The following is an 18,552-nucleotide window of genomic DNA, read 5'->3' on the forward strand; positions in this document are numbered from 1 at the left end:
CCGTCATCAGACCGGCGCTACGGGGTGAGCCCGCGGACCAGCAGATCCAGCAGGGCGCACACGAAGAGGCTGATGCCGATGAAGCCGTTCGTCGTGAAGAACGCGCGGTTCAGGCGGGACAGGTCGTGCGGCTTCACGATCGAGTGCTCGTAGCAGAAGGCGGCCGCCACGATCACGAGCCCGGTCCAGAGGAAGACACCGGCGCCGGTCGCCAGGGCGTACCAGACGAGCAGGCCCGTGGTGACGACCGCGGAGGCGCGGGCGCCCCACAGCGCGGCCGGGATGCCGAAGCGCGCCGGGACGGACAGCACGCCGTGGGCGCGGTCCGCCTGCACGTCCTGACAGGCGAAGATCAGGTCGAAGCCGCCGATCCAGACGCCGACCGCGAGGCCCAGGATCACCGCGTCCCAGGACCACTCGCCGGTCACCGCGATCCAGGCGCCGATCGGCCCGATCGCCTGGGCGAAGCCGAGGATGGCGTGCGGGAAGTTGGTGAACCGCTTGCCGTACGGATAGACGACCATCGGGATGACGGCGAGTGGCGCGAGCGCCAGACAGAGCGGGTTGAGCAGGGCGGCGGCGCCGAGGAAGACGACGACGGCGACCCCGGCCCCGGTCCACGCGGAGCGCACGGACACCGCGCCGGTCACCAGCTCGCGGTTCGCGGTGCGCGGATTACGCGCGTCGATCTCGCGGTCGATGATCCGGTTGCAGGCCATGGCGAAGGTCCGCAGGCCCACCATGCAGACGGTGACGAGGAAGAGCTTCCACCAGTGGATGTTCCGGTCGAGCTGGAACATCGCGGTGAGCGAGGCGGTGTAGGCGAAGGGCAGCGCGAAGACCGAGTGTTCGATCATCACGAGCCGCAGGAACGCCTTCGTACGCCCCGGCTGGGCGCCCGGTACAGCGGCCGTGGTCACAGCCCGTACTCCTTCCAGCGACGGTCCACGAGGGCGGCCGTCGCCGGGTCCGACTCGACCATGTCCGGCCAGCCGCCGTCCCGGGTGTAGCCCTCCTCGGGAAGCTTCTTCGTGGCGTCGATACCCGCCTTGCCGCCCCAGAACTGCTGGTAGGAGGCGTGGTCGAGGTGGTCGACCGGACCTTCGACGACCGTGAGGTCACGGGCGTAGTCCGTGTTCCCGAGGGCCCGCCAGGACACCTCGTGGAGGTCGTGGACGTCGCAGTCCTTGTCGACGATCACGATCAGCTTGGTCAGCGACATCATGTGCGCGCCCCAGATGGCGTGCATGACCTTCTGCGCGTGCTTCGGGTACTTCTTGTCGATCGAGATGATCGCGCAGTTGTGGAAGCCGCCCGACTCCGGCAGGTGGTAGTCGACGATGTCCGGCACGATGATCTTGAGGAGCGGCAGGAAGAAACGCTCCGTCGCACGGCCGAGCGGCCCGTCCTCGGTCGGCGGCCGGCCGACGACGATCGACTGGAGCAGCGGACGCTTCCGCATCGTGATGCAGTCGATCTTCAGCGCGGGGAAGGGTTCCTGCGGGGTGTAGAAGCCGGTGTGGTCGCCGAAGGGGCCCTCCGGCAGCATCTCGCCCGGCTCCAGCCAGCCCTCGACGACGACCTCGGCGTTCGCCGGGACCTGGAGCGGGACGGTCTTGCAGTCAACCATCTCGACCCGCTTGCCCTGCACGAAGCCGGCGAAGAGGTACTCGTCGATGTCGCCCGGCAGCGGGGCCGTCGAGGCGTACGTCACGGCCGGCGGGCAGCCGAAGGCGATCGCGACCGGCAGCCGCTCGCCCCGCTCCGCCGCGACCGCGTAGTGGTTGCGGCTGTCCTTGTGGATCTGCCAGTGCATGCCGATGGTGCGCTTGTCGTGCCGCTGGAGCCGGTAGAGGCCCAGGTTCCGCACGCCGGTCTCGGGGTGCTTGGTGTGGGTGAGCCCCAGGTTGAAGAAGGAGCCACCGTCCTTCGGCCAGGTGAAGAGCGCGGGGAGGAGGTCGAGGTCGACGTCGTCTCCGGTGAGGACGACCTCCTGCACGGGTGCCGCGTCGGACTTCACCTTCTTCGGCGGCACGTGGACCATGGAGCCCAGCTTGCCGAAGGCCTCGCGGACGCCGATGAAGCCCTGCGGGAGCTCGGGCTTGAGCAGGCCGCCGATCTTCTCGCTGATCTCGGCGTACGACTTCAGGCCGAGGGCCTTGAGCAGCCGGCGGTCCGTCCCGAAGACGTTCATCGCGAGGGGCATCGAGGAGCCCTTGACGTTCTCGAAGAGAAGCGCCGGGCCTCCCGCCTTGTTCACCCGGTCGACGATCTCCCCGACCTCCAGGTACGGGTCGACTTCGGCCTTGATGCGCTTGAGGTCGCCTTCGCGCTCGAGGGCCCTGAGCAGCGAGCGGAGATCGTCGTAAGCCATAGGGGCAAGTATCGGTCACCGGCTAGGCTTGACCTGTCACCGGGGCCTTCGAAACGAACCCCGTCACCGCATCCAGGGGGCTGCACCACATGCTCAGGGCACTGATGTACATCCTGCCGCTGGCGCTGACGATCTACGCCTTCATCGACTGTCTGAACACCCCCGAGGACGAGGCCAAGCACCTGCCGAAGGTCGTCTGGGTCATCATCATCCTGCTGTTCTGGATCGTCGGCCCGATCGTCTGGTTCGCCGCCGGCAAGATGCGCCGCGCGCCCGCCGGAGGCCGTACGCCCTCCGAGTGGCACCGCAACCACCGCACCGAGTGGGTCGCCCCCGACGACAACCCCGAGTTCCTGAAGTCCCTGAAGGACGAGAACGACAAGGACGAGGCCGTCCTCAAGGACTGGGAGGCGGACCTGCGCCGCCGCGAGGAGGAGCTGAAGAAGCGCGAGCGCGGCGAGGACACCGAGGGCTGATGGCACCGGAGCGGGGCGAGGGGCGGGAGGGCTGATGGAGCTGCGGCTCCTCGCCACCTTCGAGAAGGTCGCGGCGGTCCTGTCCTTCACCCGGGCCGCCGCCGAGCTCGGTTACGCGCAGTCCAGCGTCACCGGCCAGATCCGGTCCCTGGAGTCCTCGCTCGGCGTGGAGCTCTTCGAGCGGCTCGGCAGCCGCATCCGGCTCACGGAGGCGGGCGAACGCCTCCTGCCGTACGCCCGCCGCATGGCGGACCTCGCGGAGGAGGCCCGTACGGCGGTGGCCGACGCCGGCGCCCCCTCGGGAACGATCGCGGTCGGCACGATGGAGTCGCTGACCTCCTACCGGCTGCCGCCGCTCCTGGAGTACTTCCACCACCGCTACCCGGCGGTGCGGCTGACGCTGCGGCCCACGCTCGGGGACGAGACCCGGCAGGCGCTGCGGCAGGGCACGTACGACGTCGGCTTCCTGATGGAGCCGGAGACGGAGCACGAGGGCCTGGAGTCGGAGGTCCTGGCGCCGGAGCCGCTGGTGCTTGTGGCCGGGCCGGGGCACGCCCTGGTGGGACGTACGGCCCTGACGGCCGCGGACCTGGCGGGGGCGCAGCTGGTGGGCACGGAGCCCGGCTGCCCGTACCGGGACCTGTTCGAGGCGGAGCTGCGGGAGTGGGCGCCGCCGTTCACGGAGTTCGGCACGATCGAGGCGACCAAGCGGGGAGTCGCGGCGGGCCTCGGGGTCGCGCTGCTGCCCCGGGTCGCCGTCTCCGGGGAGCTGGCGTCCGGGGCACTGGTGGAACTGGCCTGGGAGGCCCCGTTCACCCTCTTCACACAGCTCGCGTGGAGACGGGGGAAGCAGCTTCCGGCGCATGTCCGGCTGTTCGTGGAGCAGGCGAGGCGACTGGTGCGGGAGCAGAGCCCGAGCGGGAGTGCGGCCCCGAGTCCGAGCGGGAGCCCGAGCGCGACCCCGACAGGGTGACCTTGAGGCTCGCGAGCACGATGAGGGGCACGCCGAGGGCCTGGACGAGCCCGATGTGATGCCCGTACACCGCCCAGTCGACGCCCATGGCGACGGCCGGGTAGGTGAAGGCGAGGACGGCGATCTTGGCGGTCGGCAGCTTGGCGTAGGCCGCGTACATGAGCACGTACATCAGCCCGGTGTGGATCAGCCCGAGCCCGACGAGCCAGGCCCATCCGCTCCCGAGCCCGCCGACGGCGCCGAAGTCGGCGAAGGGCAGCAGCAGCGGAAGCCCGACGAGCACCTGCACGAGGGCGATCAGATGGGGTCGTACGCCCGTGATCCGCTTGGTGACGAAGGTGGAGAGGGCGTAGAGCACGGCGGCGGCGAGCGCGAACCCGAGCCCCTTGAGGGAGGCGGTGTCCCCGGGCCGTACGCCGGAGACGAGCACGAGCCCGACGAAGGCGAGCGCGAGCCACCCCAGCTTCCCGCCGGATATCCGCTCCCGCATGAACACCGCCCCGAGGAGCACCAGGAAGAAGGGCTGGGTGTGGTAGACGACGGTGGCGAGGGAGATCGAGGTGGCCTCGTACGCCTCGAAGAGGAACACCCAGTTGAAGACGATGAACACCCCGCCGAGCGCGGCGAGTCCGAGCTTCTTCGGGGTGAACCCGTGCCCGGTGAAGAACCCCCGGACGAGGCTGTACGCCCCGAGCGCGGCGGCCCCGAAGAGGCACCGGAAGAACACCACCTCGAACGGCGAAGCGCCGGACTCGACGACGAAGACGCCGAGGGTGCCGGAGAGCACCATGGCGAGGGTGAGTTCGATGGTTCCCCTGGTCTCGTTTCTCATGGGGACGACGCTACGGACGGCCCCGGAACCGGTCCACGAGCCAGTGGACACCGCTACCGATGGGGCCGATCGGCGCGGCCGATGGGGGCCCGGAATACGAGCCGGGGAGCGGGAGTTGGCCCCGAAGCAGGAGGCACCCCCGACACCGGAGCAGCAGACATGACCCTCGACACCGCAGGTGGCTCGTCCCGCCCGGACCGCTCGTTCCTCTTCGTCCTCGGCAGCTCGCGCTCCGACGGCAACACCGAGATCCTGGCCCGCGCCGCCGCGGCGCAGCTGCCCGCCGACATCCCGCAGCGGTGGGTGGACCTGAACCGGCTGGCGCTCCCCGACTTCCAGGACGGCCGGCACGAGACCACGGGCTGGCCGGCCGACGAGAACGAGGAACTGCTGCGGCAGGCGACGCTGGAGGCGACGGACGTCGTCATAGCCTCGCCCCTGTACTGGTACACCCTCTCCGCCCAGACCAAGCGCTACCTCGACTACTGGTCGGGCTGGCTGAACGTCCCCGACTCGGACTTCAAGCGGCGGATGGCGGGCGGGACGCTGTGGGGAGTGACGGCGATGGCCGACGACGACCACGCGGTCGCGGACGGCCTGACGACCACCCTGAACCACTCGGCGGCGTACCTGCGGATGCGCTTCGGCGGAGTACTGACGGGCACGGGCTCCCGCCCGGGCCGAGTCCGCGCCGACGAGGCGGCCATGCGCCGCGCGAAAACGTTCTTCGAGGGGGAGCCCCCGCTGGCCCGGTTCCCCTACGAGGAGGTCGGGGCCGGCGTTCAGTGACTGCCCGGTAAGTCGGTGCAGGTCACGGCGGAGACCCGCACCGCCTCACCGGCCGCCGCACCCCCCTTCACATCTCCCGCGCGCCGGTTCACTCCCCGCCGCAGCGCCCGAGGTGCAGCCGCCCGGAAGGGAAGCGGACGGCCCCTCAGCTCGCCCAGGGCATCAGGGCGGGGTAGGGGCCGCCGGATGGCACGTACACCCGCACACGAGAAATCGGACTCCTGGTACGCCGCTGTCGCGGGGCGCGTGGTCACGGCAGCGGTCATGGCAGCCGACGACGCAGCGCGGGGACGTGTACTCCGGCTCGGGCGCCGTCTCCGTGAGCGCGTGGGCCAGCAGGGACACGGTCACCGCGTCGGCGATCTCCGGGGTCATCCACCAGCCGTCACCCGCGCGGTCGCGGTGCGGGCCATCGTGCGCCACGGCGAGCACGCAGACGGAGCCGCCCCACACCGGCCGCACCACCTCCGCGACGGCGAACACGGACCGCCTGGCCCCGCAGCGACTCATCGGGCACCGCCGGCGTGGATGTTCCGCTGGTCGACGTCCACCCCGACCGTGGCCAGCCACAACGCCCGCCGTCGCTTGCGCTGCGCCGCCGCTGCGTAAGGACGCTCCAGAGGCGACCGGGCGCCGTCGAGGAGCATGGTCTGCTCCCGGGCGTAGGGGGATCGCCGGGCGGGGGCACGGTGGCGCGGCGCATGCGGCCGGGGCGCGGGGCGGGGATGGGCGACCGGGCGGGGCCGGTGCCTGCCGGTGGGCGGCAGGGTCAGCATGAGCAGCCCGAGCAGGACGGGGATCAGTGCCCTGCCGAGTAGGCGCGCGATAGGGTTCCGCACGTCATCAACTCCGTTGGTAGTTGGTGGCCATGCCCCGGGAGGTCTTGCCACCTCGCCGGGGTCTTCGTGTGCTGTGACCCTATAAGGCATGTATAGCTCTGCATAGCTCACCACTGGTTCGCACAGGTCTTCGATGCTTACGTTGGTCGGGTGACTGATCGCAGCGAGATCCCCGAGTTCAACCCGCAGGGCCCCCAGCTGGTGTACGTCGCGGTGGCCGACCACATCGCCGCCCGCATCGCGGCCGGAGAACTGGTTGCAGGCGCCCGCCTGCCCGCCGAGCGGGACCTCGCCAAGGAGTACGGAGTCGCGTATCTGACCGTCCGCCGCGCAGCCGGAGTCCTGCGCGAGCGGGGTCTGATCCTCACCGTCCACGGCAAGGGCACATTCGTCGTCGACCCGCTGCCTACGGACGAGAGCCACCAGCGGCCGTGATGGCCGGGGAACGGTTGCAGCAGTAGCGCCACCCAGGAGCTGCGGGAGCGCGGCCTCGTGATCGCCGCGCCCGGCAAGGGCTCCTACGTCACCCCGCCGACGGCGGGTAGGGCCGCACCCCCTCAGACGGAGGTCACCATGAGTCTTGACCCGCACTCGGCCCGTCCGCTGTACATGCAGCTGGCAGAAGTGATCGCAGCGAAGATCGAGACCGGGGAGTACGCCCCCGACCGAATGATCCCCACGCCGGCCCGCCTCTCCGAGGAATACGGCATCGCCGTACTCACTGCCCGCCGGGCCATGCGGGAACTCCGCGAGCGCGGGCTGATCATCACCGTGCCCGGCAAGGGCTCCTTCGTCACTCCCGCCGACGGCGGGTAAGGGCCGCCCTCTCCGAGGTGGGTCACCCGGAGAACACATCCGCACACGCATCACGGGACGAGGAGCCCACCGCCCTGTGCGCGGCCCGGATGATGTCCCCCGCCGCCTGTACGTACCGGCGGCTCTCCTCCGGATCCTCGGCGACCTGGGCCAGATACTCGGCGCGGCGCAGCTCGCGGGCGGTCTCGGGGAAGCGTTCGATCTCGATGACGGCGGCCCACTCGATCAGGAACAGGCGCAGGGGAGTGATGCCGCTCTGTTCGATGGCCTCCGTCACGGCGACGCGCTGGCCGGCGTCCATCTCGGGCAGCCGTTCGGGGGCGACGACCGCGAGCGCTGCCCGCAGGGCGAAGGGGGTCTGCTCGGGGCGCGGAATGAGTTCTCCGACGTGGTCAGACTGTGTCGTCACCATGTCCTTCAAGGGGGTGCCCCGGTCTCCGCCCGACCGTCTCAGGCCACCGAGGCCCGCTTCGGGTCGACGGGGTCGATCGCATGCTCGTCGAAGCGGACTTCGAGTGCTTCGAGCCCCATCTCCCGGCGGAAGTCCTTTTCCGCTGCGGTGATCGGCAGTAGCCACAGGATCCGGGCATGGGCTCCCCCTTCCCACTCGCAGACCTCGAAGTCGGGTCCGAAGGGGTACGGCAGGCTCACCAGGTAGTGGTCGCAGTCGGAGTCGTCGAGCCACGGGCGGCCGATGGGGACGGTGTGTCCTACGTCGAGTCGCTGGTGTTCCGGTCCGCAGTGGTAGTACGCGTTGACCGTGACGCTCTCCAGGTTGATCCATTCGTCGCGCGGTGCCGCGAGGAAGAACTCCGTGCCATGGCCGTCGTGCTGGGTCGCCTCCCAACAGCCCGACGTCACGTACAGCCACCAGCCGCCGGGATACGCGGGATGAATCCGGAACACCCGGAAGCCGGGGACGCGATCCTCGATGGGCCCGTCCACACCCGGGACCTCGTCGATGACACGGCCCGGGAGCGTCCGACGGAGGTGGTCGAGGAGAGCAGTGCGTGCTGTGTTTTCCGGCATCCGGCCATGGTGCCAGGGGGCTCCGCAGCCCACCGGAACGGGGCCGCCCCCAGCCCCCGGCCTACTCATCCAGCCCCTCGCCGACCGTCGAGACCGTGGCGCCTCGCCACGCGCGGCGGGCGAGCAGGCGTGATGTACCCGCGCCGCCGGGGAAGAGATCCCGACATGGACCAAGAACAAGCCCGGCGCTGGCTCGCCACCGCCCTGGCCGAAGCCCGGGCCGGGCTCGCCGAAGGTGGGGTTCCCATCGGGGCCGCGCTCTACGGGGCCGACGGGGTGCTGCTCGGGCGCGGGCACAATCGGCGCGTGCAGGACGGGGATCCTTCCGCGCACGCGGAGACCGATGCCTTCCGGGCGGCGGGGCGGCAGCGCTCGTACCGAGGTACGACCATGGTCACCACCCTCTCGCCCTGCTGGTACTGCTCCGGGCTCGTGCGGCAGTTCGGGATCTCGCGGGTCGTCGTCGGGGAGGCGCAGACCTTTCACGGTGGGCACGAGTGGCTTGCCGAGCACGGCGTGGAGGTCGTCGTGCTTGACGATCCCGAATGCGTCCTGCTCATGCGGGAGTTCATCGCCCAGCACCCCGCTCTCTGGAGCGAGGACATCGGCGATGAGTGAAGCCCGACTGCCCGTCATCGATCTCGCCCGCGACCCCGCCCCGCAGCTCCCCGCCGTCGACCGCGCCCTGCGCGACGCCGGGTTCCTGCTCGTCACCGGGCACGGCGTCGACCCCGGTCTGCGCGCCGCCATCCGCGAGACGGCCCGCGCCTTCTTCCACCTGCCGGCCGCCGTCAAGGAGCCGTACGCCGTGCGGGTCGGTGGGCGCGGGTGGCTCGGGCCCGGGGCCGAGGCCAACGGGTACGCGGAGGGGACCGCGACCCCGCCCGACCTGAAGGAGTCGCTCTCCTTCGCGGCGGACGAGCCGACCGGGGACCCCGCCGTGGACGCCGAGTGGTTCCTGCCGAACACCTGGCCCGCCGAGGTCCCCAAGCTGAGGCCGCTGGTGGAGACCTACCTCGCGCAGATGAAGGAGCTCTCGGACCGGGTGCTCGATCTCCTCGGGGTCGCGCTCGGTGAGGAGGCCGACTTCTTCACCCGCCACACCGGCCACCCCACCTTCGGCTTCAACATCAACTGGTACCCGGGGCGCGAGCGGACCGGCGACCCCCAGCCGGGTCAGTTCCGGATCGGCCCGCACACGGACTTCGGCACGGTCACCGTCCTGGACCGGCAGGCGGGCAAGGGCGGGCTTCAGGTCTTCACCGACGCCGGCGGCTGGCAGGACGCGCCGTACGACCCCGCCGCGTTCACCGTCAACATCGGTGACTTGATGGCGGGTTGGACCGGTGGACGGTGGCGTTCGGGGCGGCACCGGGTGCTGCCGCCGCCCGCCGACGTACCCACGGAGGAGCTGATGTCGCTGGTGTACTTCTACGAGTGCACCCCCGGGACGACCATCCACGGCATCGAGTCGCACGGCTACCTGCGGGCCCAGCTCGACTCCATCGCCACCACGGAGTGACAACACCTCCGCAACGACTCGAAAGCCGTGTCGAAAAGGCCACCTCTTTCCCAACACGCCGTCGATATCCTTGGGTTGACTGTGACGGGGGTGACGGGGCGTGGACAGGGAGCTGTACGGCCGCGAGGCGGTCCTGCACGATGCCGGGCTGGTCGCACGTCTCAGCGGCCTCACGCGGCACGGCGCCGCCCGGGTGCCGTTCGAGCACGGCGACGACCCGCCGGTCACCGTCTTCACCGGCGGCCGCGGTACGGGCAAGACCGCCCTGCTCAAGGAGGTCCGCAACCGCTACAAGGGGTACACGCCGCTCGCGCTCGTCGACTGCGCGCACATCGAGCCGCCGGCCGACCACGGCCCCGGCTGGACCCCTGTCACCGGGGCGCTCGCGGAGCTCGCCGTGCAGCTGTCGCCGAAGGTGCTCGGCGCCCGGCCCGTCCGGTTCCCCCGGCTCTCGCTCGGTCTGGTGGCCGTCGCCTCGCTCGGGTGGACCCAGGAGGACGACGAGCGGGCCCGGCGCGATCTGCTGCGGCTCGGGCCACTGCTCGCCACCGTCGACGCGACCAGGGGCGCCGCCGCGAACTGGGTCGGCAAGGTCCTCGCCAAGCTCGCCGCGAGGTTCGCGGAGGCCACCGTCCCGCTCGCCGGGCTGCTCGCCGAGGCGACCGTCGAGACGGTCCTCGAGGAGGTCTTCGGGCGTCTCCAGCGCACCTCGGAGAACTGGTACGGCAGTTACCGCAACGCCGGCGGGCACGGCAAGGCCGGTCTCCAGCAGCTCGCGATCGACTTCGAGCAGGGCGGCCGGCGCCGCCGCGAGGCCGAGGACTTCCTCGTCGGCGCCCTGACCGAGGACCTGCTGCACCCGTACACCGGGCTGCGGCGCGGCAGCCGTATCGGCCGCCCCCTCCTCCTCCTCGACAACGCCCACGAGCCGCTCGGCCGGCAGCTCGTCGAACCGATTCTGCGCGCCCGCGCCGACGGCCGCCGCGACCGGGTCGTCGTCCTCGCCGCCTCCCGGGTCCGCGAGCACGAGGGGCTGCGGCACGCCATCCGGACCCGGCTGCCGGAGACCGCGCACCGGGCGCCCTGCCCGCGCGGCACGAGCGTCGGCTCCGGGATCCTCGCCGTCGAGCTGACGCCGCTCTCCCCCGCCCAGACCCGATCCGCGTTCGACCGGTACGACCCCGCCGGGCGGACGCCCCCCGAACTCGCCCGCGCCGTGCACCGGCTGACCGGCGGCCGCCCGCTCGGCGTCGCGCTCCTCGGCCGGGCCGCCGGCGAGGCCCCCGAACACCTGCGGGCCGGACTCACCCCCGGCGGGCTGCTCGACCTGACCGTGGAGCTGCGCGAGGACACCCCGCCGGTGCCCGTCGCCCCCACCCTGCTCGCCGAGCTCCTCCCCGTACGGCGGCCCGGACCGTACGCGGTGCTCGCCGCCGCCCACGACGAGGAGTCCGCCCGGATGCTCGCCCACGCCCGGCTCCAGGGCGAGTCCCTGGACGGGGACGTGGCGCTGCGCGTCCGTGACCAGCTGCGTTCCGAGGACTGGCCGGAGGGCCCGGGGCACTTCGTCGCCGACCCGCTGCTGCGCGCGCTGCTCCTGCACCGGCTGCGCTTCGAGGACGGCGACCATCCGCGGTACGCCGCCTGGCACGCCGTCCACGAGACCCTGCACCGGCATTACGGCCCCGAGCCCGGCCCGTACCGGCTCCATCACGATCTCGCCCTCGGCCGCACCGAGGAGGCCGTCACGCATCTGCGGGAGACCTTCCCCGAGCAGGACGTCGTCGGCTGGCTGGGGCGGCTGCGGTTCATCGGTTCCGCGCCCTGCCCCCGGGAGCGGAACCGGACCGGGCCGGACCCGCGACGGGCCGTCGCCTTGGGCCAGGGGCTGCCGGGAGAGCCGCCGACGGGCGTCGCCCTGCCGCCCGGCCTCGACGCCGACACCACGGAACTCCACCTCTCCGTACGGCGGTTGCTGCACGCCGTATGGCTGCTCACCGACCCGCTCGCCCTGCCCGACGACGAGGTGGCCGACCGCCTCGCGCACGAACTGCGCCGGCTCTCCGGCCGTCATCTGACGGGCAGCGGCGCCCTCTGGGACGCGGCCACCCACTGGCCGCACGACATCCGCGCCTGGCGGGATCTCTCGCTGCCACCGGGCCGCGAGGGGCTCCCTGATCCCGCCTGACGGACCAGGACCGGCCCGACCGCCACGACACCCCCTGAGGACGGAGTCCGACGCCATGCCCGACCGACCGCTGGACCGGCTGCGGCGCCGCGTCCGCACCCCCCGCCAGAAGCTCGTCGCCGCCGTCGTCACCGCCGCCGTCGTCGTCGGCCTCGGCGGCTACGGGATCAGCCGGCTCACCACCCCGGAGGACCGTTCCTGCGCGCCGGGCGTCGACCGTCCCGCCGGCAGCTCCGAGTGCGTCGGCGTCAACGGCGAGGGCCACGCCTTCGGCATCGCCGAACTCGACGAGGTCGCCAGGGCCATCCACGCGGAGAACACGCTCGTCACGGCCGGCGAGTACGTCACCGTCGCCGTGCTCCTGCCGCTGACCTCCACCGACAGCGGCATGCGCGGCAAGGTGCTGCACGAGCTCCAGGGCGCGTACGCCTACCAGTACCGCGCCAACCACGAGTCCAACAGCGAGACCCCGAAGATCCGGCTCGTCCTCGCCAACACCGGCCAGGGCAACGCCCACTGGCGTCCCACCGTCGACCGGCTCATCGCCATGACGGACGCACCCGACCGGCTGCGGGCCGTCTCCGGAGTCGCCACCTCCTCCACCGAGATACGCGACACGGTGACCGCCCTCACCGGCGCCGGGATCGCCGTCGTCGGCACCACGATCACCGCCGACGACATCGCCAACGGCCCCGGCGCGGGCAACCGCTACCCCGGTCTCGCCCGCGTCTCCCCCACCAACGGCGACGAGGCCAAGGCCCTCGCCCACTTCGGCAAGGTGGACGCCGCCAAGGCCTTCCTCGTCCAGGACACCCGGACCGGCGACCACTACACCGACACCCTCAAGGCCGCGTTCGCCGCCAACCTCAAGGGCGCCCCGCACGAGCCGGCGCTCTTCACCTCGCCCGCCGACCCGACCGCGGAGGGCACCACCGCCAACACCTTCCGGCAGATCACCCATCTGATCTGCGACACCCGCGCCGAGACGGTCTTCTTCGCGGGCCGCCACACCCAACTGCGGCAGTTCATCAACGCGCTCGGCGCGCGCGGCTGCGTCGACCGCCACTTCACCGTCCTGACCGGCGACGAGGGCTCGTACCTCGGGGCGGACGAGAAGCTCGACCGGAACGCCCTGAAGGCGAAACTGACGGTGCGGTACGCGGCGCTCGCCCACCCGGACGCCTGGAGGCCCGCGCCGGGGCGGCAGGTTCCGTCGACGGGCGGTTCGGTGGTGGCGTACTCGACGTTCCTGACGGACATCGCCCGCGCCTCGAAGAAGCCGGTGCCGCTCGCGGACGGGCAGGCCATCGTCGCGTACGACGCGATGGCGACGGCGGTCCACGCGATCCGCCAGGCGACCCCGCAGGGCTCCCACTACCCGGAGCTCGCGGACGTGGTCACCCAGTGGCCGCAGGTCAAGGGCTCGCTGCGGGTGCAGGGCGCGAGCGGCTGGATCTGCCTCGACAACTACGGAAACCCGTACAACAAGGCGGTCCCGATCGTGGAACTGGCCCAGGACGGCTCCCAGCGCTTCGTCCAGATCGCCTGGCCGGAGGGCAAGCCGCCGACGCTCTCCTGCCTGCCGCCGAAGCGCGGCTGAGCCACCGCCCTACCGGACCCGCCCCCGAGTCCCCGCCCCCGAACGGCCGAGCGGAACCGGGGAGCTGTTGTCGCCCACGACAGCTCCCCGGAAGCTGGGACAGCGGCTCGCCCCGCATACCCACACGCCCCGGGGGTACGTGGGCAGCCCGTATGACGGGACGAAGGGAGCGCGATCCATGGGAGTCGACTCGGCACCGGCCCCCGTACCCGCGGCAGGCGCGGGGGCGGGCACGGGCACGATCACCACGGCGGTTCCGGCCCGCCTCGACCGCCTGCCGTGGTCACGGTGGCACTGGATGATCGTGATCGGCCTCGGCACCGTCTGGATCCTCGACGGCCTCGAGGTCACCATCGTCGGCAACGTCGCCGGCCGCCTCGCGGAGGAGGGCAGCGGCCTCGCCATCACCTCCGCGCAGGTCACCGGCGTCGCCGCCGCCCTGTACGTGGCGGGAGCCTGCACGGGAGCGCTGTTCTTCGGCTGGCTCACCGACCGCTACGGGCGCAGAAAGCTCTTCATGATCACCCTCGCCGTCTATCTGGGCGCGACGGCGATGACGGCGCTGTCCTTCGAGTCCTGGTGGTTCTTCCTCTTCCGCTTCCTCACCGGCTTCGGCATCGGCGGCGAGTACGCGGCCATCAACTCGGCGATCGACGAGCTGATCCCGTCCCTCTACCGGGGCCGGGTCGACCTCATCATCAACGGCAGTTACTGGCTGGGCGCCATCGGCGGCGCGCTGCTCTCGATCGTCATGCTGGACACGGACATCTTCCCGAAGGACCTCGGCTGGCGGCTCAGCTTCGCCCTCGGCGTCGTCCTCGGCCTCGTCATCCTGCTCGTCCGCCGACACGTACCGGAGAGTCCACGCTGGCAGTTCATCCACGGCCGGGGAGAGGCCGCGGAGGAGCTGGTCTCGTCGGTCGAGAAGGAGATCGAGCGGGAGAAGGGCGAGGCCCTGCCGCCGCCGGCCGGCGAGATCACGATCCACCAGCGCAAGAGCATCGGCTTCGGGATGATCGCCAGGACGGTCTTCGCCCGCTATCCGCGCCGTGCGGTCCTCAGCCTGTCGCTCTTCGTCGGGCAGGCGTTCCTCTACAACGCCATCACCTTCGGCTTCGGCGCCATCCTCACCACGTTCTTCGACGTGCCGACCGGGAACACCGGCTACTACTTCGCCGTCATCGCGGCGGGCAACTTCGTCGGCCCGCTGCTGCTCGGCAGGCTCTTCGACACCGTCGGCCGCCGGATCATGATCTCCTCGACGTACGTGCTGTCGGGCCTGCTCCTGTTCGCGACGGCGTGGCTCTTCGACCGGGGCTCGCTGACGGCGACGACCCTGACGGCGTGCTGGTGCGTGGTGCTGTTCTTCGCGTCGACCGGTGCGTCGAGCGCGTACCTGACGGTCTCCGAGATCTTCCCGATGGAGACCCGGGCGATGGCCATCGCCTTCTTCTACGCCGTCGGCACCGCCGCCGGCGGGATCAGCGGCCCGCTGGTCTTCGCCGAGCTCACCGAGTCGGGTGTGGTCGGCGAGACGGTCCTCGCGTTCCAGATCGGCGCGGGGCTGATGTGCGCCGCCGGGCTCGTGGCGGCGTTCCTGGCGGTGAACGCGGAGCGGCGCTCCCTTGAGGACATCGCGGAGCCGCTGTCGGTGGCGAAGCAGGAGAGCGCCTGAGGCGTGGGGGCCGGATCAGGGCTCCCACTTCGGCCAGGTGGCGGCCTCCCGCGCGTACAGCTCCCGGAGGTGCCGCCACCGCTCGGACGTCCGCTCCCGCCAGTCGACGGGGTGGCCGTCCAGGGCGCGGGCGAGCCACTCGAAGTGGTCGTGCCAGGCCGCGAGGCGGTCGAGGCGGTGCTCCGGCGGCCCCCGGAGTTCGTTGGTGAAGCGGAGCACGGTCGAACCGCCGCCACCGGGCCCGGGCTCCAGCCGGAACCGGATCCGGCCGTGTGTCGGATCGACCGTGTACTCGGCCACGCGCTCGGGGTCCCAGGCGGTCACCACCCCCGCGTCCTCGGTGTCGCCGCTGGTCAGCCGGTGGAGGGTGACCCGGCCGCCGAGCCGCGGTTCCAGCGGGTCCACCGCGCACAGCCAGCCGGCCAGGCCCTCGGGCGAGGCGACGGCCGTCCACACCGCCGGTACGGGGTGCGGCAGCTCGACGGCGAACCGCAGCAGGTGCGTGTCGCCGTCGTGGGTCTCGCTCCTGCCCCGGGGTATCTCGCTCATACCCTCAAGCGTGGCCCCGGGACAGGTCCGCTGCCAGCTCAGACGCCCGCGTACGAGTGCATGCTGTTCACGAAGATGTTGACGCCGTAGTAGTTGAACAGGAAGCAGGCGAAGGCCACGAGCGCGATGTACGCGGCCTTGCGGCCCTTCCAGCCGGCCGTCGCGCGCGCGTGCAGGTAGGCCGCGTAACCGACCCAGGTGATGAACGCCCAGACCTCCTTGGCGTCCCAGCCCCAGTAGCGGCCCCACGCGTCGCCGGCCCAGATCGCGCCCGCGATGATCGTGAAGGTCCAGAGCGGGAAGGTCGCCGCGTTGATCCGGTACGCGAACTTGTCGAGGGTCGCGGCGGCCGGCAGCCGCTCCAGGACCGAGCGGGCGAAGGCGCCGGGCTTGCCGCCGTTCGCGAGCTTGTTCTCGTACGAGTCCCGGAAGAGGTAGAGCAGGGTGGCGACGGCCCCGAGGTAGAGGACCGAGCCGCAGAAGATCGCGGTCGAGACGTGGATCCACATCCAGTACGAGTCGAGCGCGGGAACCAGCTGGTCGCTCTCGGTGTACAGCACGGTCGTGGCGACGCCCAGGTCGAGGAGGACCGTGGTGACCAGGGGCAGGCCGATCCAGCGCACGTTCTTCTTCGCGACGAGGAAGGCGACGTACACGCCGACCGCCACCGTGGAGAAGGTGGTGGAGAACTCGTACATGTTGCCCCAGGGGGCACGCTGCACGGCGACCGCGCGGGCGATCACGCCCGCCGCCTCGATCGCGAAGGCGAGGACGGTGAGGGAGACGGCGATACGGCCGTACAGGTCGCCCTTGACCGTGCCGCCGGCCGCGCCGGGACCGTCCGGCACGTCCCGCGTGCCGGCCGCGGAGCGGGTGACGACCGTCGGCTTGTCGAGGACGGCGGTGGCGCCGCCGGCCTGCTTGACCTGGACGGTGACGGCGGAGGTGGCGGCCGGGGCCTGCGACGCGGTGAGGGCGGCGGCGGTACGGCCGACCTTGCTGCGGGAGCCGAACACCCACTCGGCGATATGGGCCAGGAAGGCCAGCGTGTAGACGGCCATCGAGGAGTAGATGAGCGTGTTGCTCATCTGCGCCAGGCTCTCGTTGGTCGTGGCGGCGAGGATCACTTCTCGGCCCCTTCAGCCTCTTCGGCAGGTTCGTCCACAGCGTCTGCTGCGGGTTCCACAGCGTCTGCTGCGGCTTCCGGAGCGGATCCCTCCGCTGCTTCCGGTGCGGGCGCGGGTGGCGCCTGCGCGGTGAGCGTGACCGCGAGGTCGGCCAGCTCCTCGGGGAGCCTGGCCGACTCGCTGCGGCCGAGCCCCGCCATCTCGACGACGGTGACGCCGTCCTCCCCCCGTACGGCCCTGACCCAGACCCGGCGCCGCTGGATGAACAGCGAGCCGCTCAGACCGGCGATGGCGGCGGCCGCGCCGACGAGCGCGAGGCCGTTGCCCGGCTGCTGCGAGATCTGGAAGCTCGCCCACTCCTTGATGTCCTTCTCGAAGGTGATCGAGCCGGCGCCGTCGGGCAGCGTCATCGTCTCGCCGGGCCGCATCCGCTGGGCGACACCGGTGCCCTTGTCGACCTTGAACTGGGTCATCTTGGAGGTGTCCAGCTGGTACACGTTCTGCGGGAGACCGGAGTTCACGCGCAGGTCGCCGTGGTAGCCGGTGAGCGCCATGACGGGGAAGTCGAGCGCCGGGAACTGCGAGAACATGTTGCCCTGGCCGGCGCCCGCGAAGGTCGGCACGAAGAAGGCGTTGAAGCCCAGCTGTTCCTTCTTGCCGTTCTTGTCGCGGTAGCCGTCCATGACCTTGATGGCGCCGGTGGACGTGACGTTGTTGTCGATGGGCAGCAGCGGTACGGCGCCGTGGAAGACGACCTTGCCGCGGCCGTCCTTGACGGTGACGACGGGCGCGTAACCGTGGGCGATGAGGAAGACCTTCGAGTCGCCGACCTTGAGCGGCTCGTTGACGCGGATGACGGCCTTCTTGTCCTTGCCGCCGCCTTGGGAGTACGAGACGGCCGCCTCGAACGTGCGCGGGGTGCCGCGCTGGGGGCCGCGCTGCTCGTACGTACCGCTGAAGGAGTCGAGGGTGAAGCTGAACGGCTCCAGCTCGTCGGTGCCGAACTGGGAGCCGGACTTGAAGTCGTCGTACTGGGTGAGCGTGTTGGAGAAGCCGTCGCCCTCGATGACGAGTTTGCCGCCCTCGGACTTGAAGAGCTGGCCCCAGGCGAAGGCGGAGAGCATCACGATCAGGGCGATGTGGAAGGCCAGGTTCCCGGCCTCGCGGAGGTAGCCCTTCTCGGACGCGATCGCGTCACCGGCCGTATGGGCGCGGAAGCGGCGCCCCTTGAGGACGCCCAGCGCGGCCTCGCGGACCTGCTCGGGCTCGGCCGTGGTGCGCCAGGTCGTGTACGCGGGGAGCCGGTCGAGGCGCCGGGGGGCGGCCGGCGGGCGGCTGCGGAGCTGGCCGACGAACTGCCACGTGCGCGGCACGATGCAGCCGATGAGGGAGACGAACAGCAGTATGTAGATCGCGGAGAACCACACCGAGCTGTAGACGTCGAAGAGCTGGAGCTTCTCGTAGAGCGGGGTGAGGGTGGTGTGGGCGTCCTTGAAGGCCTGCACCTTGAGCTCGTCCACGCTGGTCTGCGGGATGAGGGAGCCGGGGACGGCGCCCAGGGAGAGCAGGAAGAGCAGGATGAGGGCGACCCGCATGGAGGTCAGCTGCCGCCAGAACCAGCGGATCCAGCCGATGACCCCGAGCCTGGGGCCACCGATGACGCTCGTCTCGCCGCGGTCGTCGACGGGGGCGGTGGAGAGCTGCGCCCCGGCCGCGGCCTCACCGAGGTTCTCCTGCTGCTCCGACGTATCGGTCTTGCTCAT

General features: G+C 71.3%; 19 protein-coding genes and 1 pseudogene. 10 read left to right on the plus strand and 10 right to left on the minus strand.

The window, feature by feature from the left end:
• Positions 1 to 17 precede the first annotated feature (17 nt).
• Positions 18 to 920, minus strand: coding sequence for a menaquinone biosynthesis prenyltransferase MqnP (gene mqnP, locus ACIRB7_RS24800; protein ID WP_403602590.1), 903 nt, complete (start codon positions 918 to 920; stop codon positions 18 to 20).
• Positions 917 to 2,374 (minus strand): menaquinone biosynthesis decarboxylase, encoded by a 1,458-nt coding sequence (locus tag ACIRB7_RS24805; protein WP_403602593.1) that lies wholly within the window; start codon positions 2,372 to 2,374, stop codon positions 917 to 919. Before ACIRB7_RS24805 ends, mqnP begins: the two co-directional genes overlap by 4 nt.
• Before the next feature lie 89 nt (positions 2,375 to 2,463).
• Between ACIRB7_RS24805 and ACIRB7_RS24810 the strand changes: the two genes are divergently transcribed.
• Both ACIRB7_RS24810 and ACIRB7_RS24815 read left to right on the plus strand, forming a co-directional pair.
• A complete protein-coding gene (locus ACIRB7_RS24810; protein ID WP_403602596.1) occupies positions 2,464 to 2,850 on the plus strand; it encodes a PLD nuclease N-terminal domain-containing protein in 387 nt (128 codons plus the stop codon).
• Positions 2,851 to 2,884: 34 nt separating this feature from the next.
• Positions 2,885 to 3,763 (plus strand): annotated as a pseudogene (locus ACIRB7_RS24815) (LysR family transcriptional regulator); the annotation flags it as partial.
• Here the strand turns inward: ACIRB7_RS24815 and ACIRB7_RS24820 are convergent.
• Positions 3,672 to 4,655: a DMT family transporter gene (locus ACIRB7_RS24820; protein ID WP_403602599.1), complete on the minus strand. Its 984-nt coding sequence runs from the start codon at positions 4,653 to 4,655 to the stop codon at positions 3,672 to 3,674. The pseudogene ACIRB7_RS24815 and the gene ACIRB7_RS24820 sit on opposite strands and share 92 nt — an antisense overlap.
• 159 nt (positions 4,656 to 4,814) lie before the next feature.
• Here ACIRB7_RS24820 and ACIRB7_RS24825 point away from each other — a divergent pair, with 159 nt between their 5' ends.
• Complete coding sequence (locus ACIRB7_RS24825; RefSeq protein WP_403602602.1) at positions 4,815 to 5,444, plus strand: flavodoxin family protein; 630 nt, start codon at positions 4,815 to 4,817, stop codon at positions 5,442 to 5,444.
• A 162-nt stretch (positions 5,445 to 5,606) separates the two neighbouring features.
• On the opposite strand, the gene ACIRB7_RS24830 is transcribed toward ACIRB7_RS24825, so the two are convergent.
• The gene (locus tag ACIRB7_RS24830; protein WP_403602604.1) at positions 5,607 to 5,927 is read right to left on the minus strand and encodes a hypothetical protein; all 321 of its coding nucleotides are present in this window, start codon (positions 5,925 to 5,927) and stop codon (positions 5,607 to 5,609) included.
• Positions 5,928 to 5,950: 23 nt separating this feature from the next.
• Positions 5,951 to 6,283 (minus strand): hypothetical protein, encoded by a 333-nt coding sequence (locus ACIRB7_RS24835; protein ID WP_403602606.1) that lies wholly within the window; start codon positions 6,281 to 6,283, stop codon positions 5,951 to 5,953.
• Between the two features lie 150 nt (positions 6,284 to 6,433).
• Between ACIRB7_RS24835 and ACIRB7_RS24840 the strand changes: the two genes are divergently transcribed.
• Both ACIRB7_RS24840 and ACIRB7_RS24845 read left to right on the plus strand, forming a co-directional pair.
• Entirely contained in the window at positions 6,434 to 6,718 is a 285-nt protein-coding gene (locus ACIRB7_RS24840) for a GntR family transcriptional regulator (protein WP_403602609.1), read from the plus strand.
• A 138-nt stretch (positions 6,719 to 6,856) separates the two neighbouring features.
• Positions 6,857 to 7,099, plus strand: a complete 243-nt coding sequence (locus ACIRB7_RS24845) for a GntR family transcriptional regulator (RefSeq protein WP_403602612.1) — start codon at positions 6,857 to 6,859, stop codon at positions 7,097 to 7,099.
• Positions 7,100 to 7,121: 22 nt separating this feature from the next.
• Here the strand turns inward: ACIRB7_RS24845 and ACIRB7_RS24850 are convergent, their stop codons facing one another.
• Both ACIRB7_RS24850 and ACIRB7_RS24855 read right to left on the minus strand, forming a co-directional pair.
• Positions 7,122 to 7,508 carry a hypothetical protein gene (locus tag ACIRB7_RS24850; protein ID WP_403602614.1) on the minus strand — a complete coding sequence of 129 codons (387 nt, stop codon included), beginning with the start codon at positions 7,506 to 7,508 and terminating at the stop codon, positions 7,122 to 7,124.
• A gap of 41 nt (positions 7,509 to 7,549) precedes the next feature.
• Positions 7,550 to 8,128 carry a suppressor of fused domain protein gene (locus ACIRB7_RS24855; RefSeq protein WP_403602617.1) on the minus strand — a complete coding sequence of 193 codons (579 nt, stop codon included), beginning with the start codon at positions 8,126 to 8,128 and terminating at the stop codon, positions 7,550 to 7,552.
• 165 nt (positions 8,129 to 8,293) lie between these two features.
• Here ACIRB7_RS24855 and ACIRB7_RS24860 point away from each other — a divergent pair, with 165 nt between their 5' ends.
• The 5 genes from ACIRB7_RS24860 to ACIRB7_RS24880 all read left to right on the plus strand — a co-directional run bounded on the left by ACIRB7_RS24860 (position 8,294) and on the right by ACIRB7_RS24880 (position 15,113).
• Positions 8,294 to 8,746: a nucleoside deaminase gene (locus ACIRB7_RS24860; RefSeq protein WP_403602620.1), complete on the plus strand. Its 453-nt coding sequence runs from the start codon at positions 8,294 to 8,296 to the stop codon at positions 8,744 to 8,746.
• The gene (locus ACIRB7_RS24865; protein ID WP_403602623.1) at positions 8,739 to 9,650 is read left to right on the plus strand and encodes an isopenicillin N synthase family dioxygenase; all 912 of its coding nucleotides are present in this window, start codon (positions 8,739 to 8,741) and stop codon (positions 9,648 to 9,650) included. The genes ACIRB7_RS24860 and ACIRB7_RS24865 overlap by 8 nt, the downstream gene beginning before the upstream one ends.
• Positions 9,651 to 9,750: 100 nt before the next feature.
• Positions 9,751 to 11,838 carry a hypothetical protein gene (locus ACIRB7_RS24870; protein WP_403602626.1) on the plus strand — a complete coding sequence of 696 codons (2,088 nt, stop codon included), beginning with the start codon at positions 9,751 to 9,753 and terminating at the stop codon, positions 11,836 to 11,838.
• Between the two features lie 55 nt (positions 11,839 to 11,893).
• A complete protein-coding gene (locus tag ACIRB7_RS24875) occupies positions 11,894 to 13,438 on the plus strand; it encodes an ABC transporter substrate-binding protein (protein ID WP_403602629.1) in 1,545 nt (514 codons plus the stop codon).
• A gap of 178 nt (positions 13,439 to 13,616) precedes the next feature.
• The gene (locus ACIRB7_RS24880) at positions 13,617 to 15,113 is read left to right on the plus strand and encodes an MFS transporter (RefSeq protein WP_403602632.1); all 1,497 of its coding nucleotides are present in this window, start codon (positions 13,617 to 13,619) and stop codon (positions 15,111 to 15,113) included.
• Between the two features lie 15 nt (positions 15,114 to 15,128).
• Here the strand turns inward: ACIRB7_RS24880 and ACIRB7_RS24885 are convergent, their stop codons facing one another.
• From ACIRB7_RS24885 to ACIRB7_RS24895, 3 genes are read right to left on the minus strand one after another with little or no spacing between them, the layout of a single operon-like run.
• The gene (locus tag ACIRB7_RS24885) at positions 15,129 to 15,662 is read right to left on the minus strand and encodes an SRPBCC domain-containing protein (RefSeq protein WP_403602634.1); all 534 of its coding nucleotides are present in this window, start codon (positions 15,660 to 15,662) and stop codon (positions 15,129 to 15,131) included.
• Between the two features lie 38 nt (positions 15,663 to 15,700).
• Positions 15,701 to 16,789, minus strand: coding sequence for a c-type cytochrome biogenesis protein CcsB (gene ccsB / locus ACIRB7_RS24890; protein ID WP_403602637.1), 1,089 nt, complete (start codon positions 16,787 to 16,789; stop codon positions 15,701 to 15,703).
• Positions 16,786 to 18,552: a cytochrome c biogenesis protein ResB gene (locus tag ACIRB7_RS24895; protein ID WP_403602639.1), complete on the minus strand. Its 1,767-nt coding sequence runs from the start codon at positions 18,550 to 18,552 to the stop codon at positions 16,786 to 16,788. The genes ccsB and ACIRB7_RS24895 overlap by 4 nt, the downstream gene beginning before the upstream one ends.

This window comes from Streptomyces sp. NPDC093795 (assembly GCF_044764665.1).
GTDB lineage: Bacteria > Actinomycetota > Actinomycetes > Streptomycetales > Streptomycetaceae > Streptomyces.

What these genes read in the sequence shown, in the direction of transcription:
- ACIRB7_RS24805 (WP_403602593.1), bottom strand. Translation starts at nt 2,374, where the DNA reads ATGGCTTACGACGATCTCCGCTCGCTGCTCAGGGCCCTCGAGCGCGAA.
- ACIRB7_RS24810 (WP_403602596.1), top strand. Translation starts at nt 2,464, where the DNA reads ATGCTCAGGGCACTGATGTACATCCTGCCGCTGGCGCTGACGATCTAC.
- ACIRB7_RS24820 (WP_403602599.1), bottom strand. Translation starts at nt 4,655, where the DNA reads ATGAGAAACGAGACCAGGGGAACCATCGAACTCACCCTCGCCATGGTG.
- ACIRB7_RS24825 (WP_403602602.1), top strand. Translation starts at nt 4,815, where the DNA reads ATGACCCTCGACACCGCAGGTGGCTCGTCCCGCCCGGACCGCTCGTTC.
- ACIRB7_RS24845 (WP_403602612.1), top strand. Translation starts at nt 6,857, where the DNA reads ATGAGTCTTGACCCGCACTCGGCCCGTCCGCTGTACATGCAGCTGGCA.
- ACIRB7_RS24855 (WP_403602617.1), bottom strand. Translation starts at nt 8,128, where the DNA reads ATGCCGGAAAACACAGCACGCACTGCTCTCCTCGACCACCTCCGTCGG.
- ACIRB7_RS24860 (WP_403602620.1), top strand. Translation starts at nt 8,294, where the DNA reads ATGGACCAAGAACAAGCCCGGCGCTGGCTCGCCACCGCCCTGGCCGAA.
- ACIRB7_RS24865 (WP_403602623.1), top strand. Translation starts at nt 8,739, where the DNA reads ATGAGTGAAGCCCGACTGCCCGTCATCGATCTCGCCCGCGACCCCGCC.
- ACIRB7_RS24875 (WP_403602629.1), top strand. Translation starts at nt 11,894, where the DNA reads ATGCCCGACCGACCGCTGGACCGGCTGCGGCGCCGCGTCCGCACCCCC.
- ACIRB7_RS24880 (WP_403602632.1), top strand. Translation starts at nt 13,617, where the DNA reads ATGGGAGTCGACTCGGCACCGGCCCCCGTACCCGCGGCAGGCGCGGGG.
- ACIRB7_RS24885 (WP_403602634.1), bottom strand. Translation starts at nt 15,662, where the DNA reads ATGAGCGAGATACCCCGGGGCAGGAGCGAGACCCACGACGGCGACACG.
- ACIRB7_RS24895 (WP_403602639.1), bottom strand. Translation starts at nt 18,552, where the DNA reads ATGAGCAAGACCGATACGTCGGAGCAGCAGGAGAACCTCGGTGAGGCC.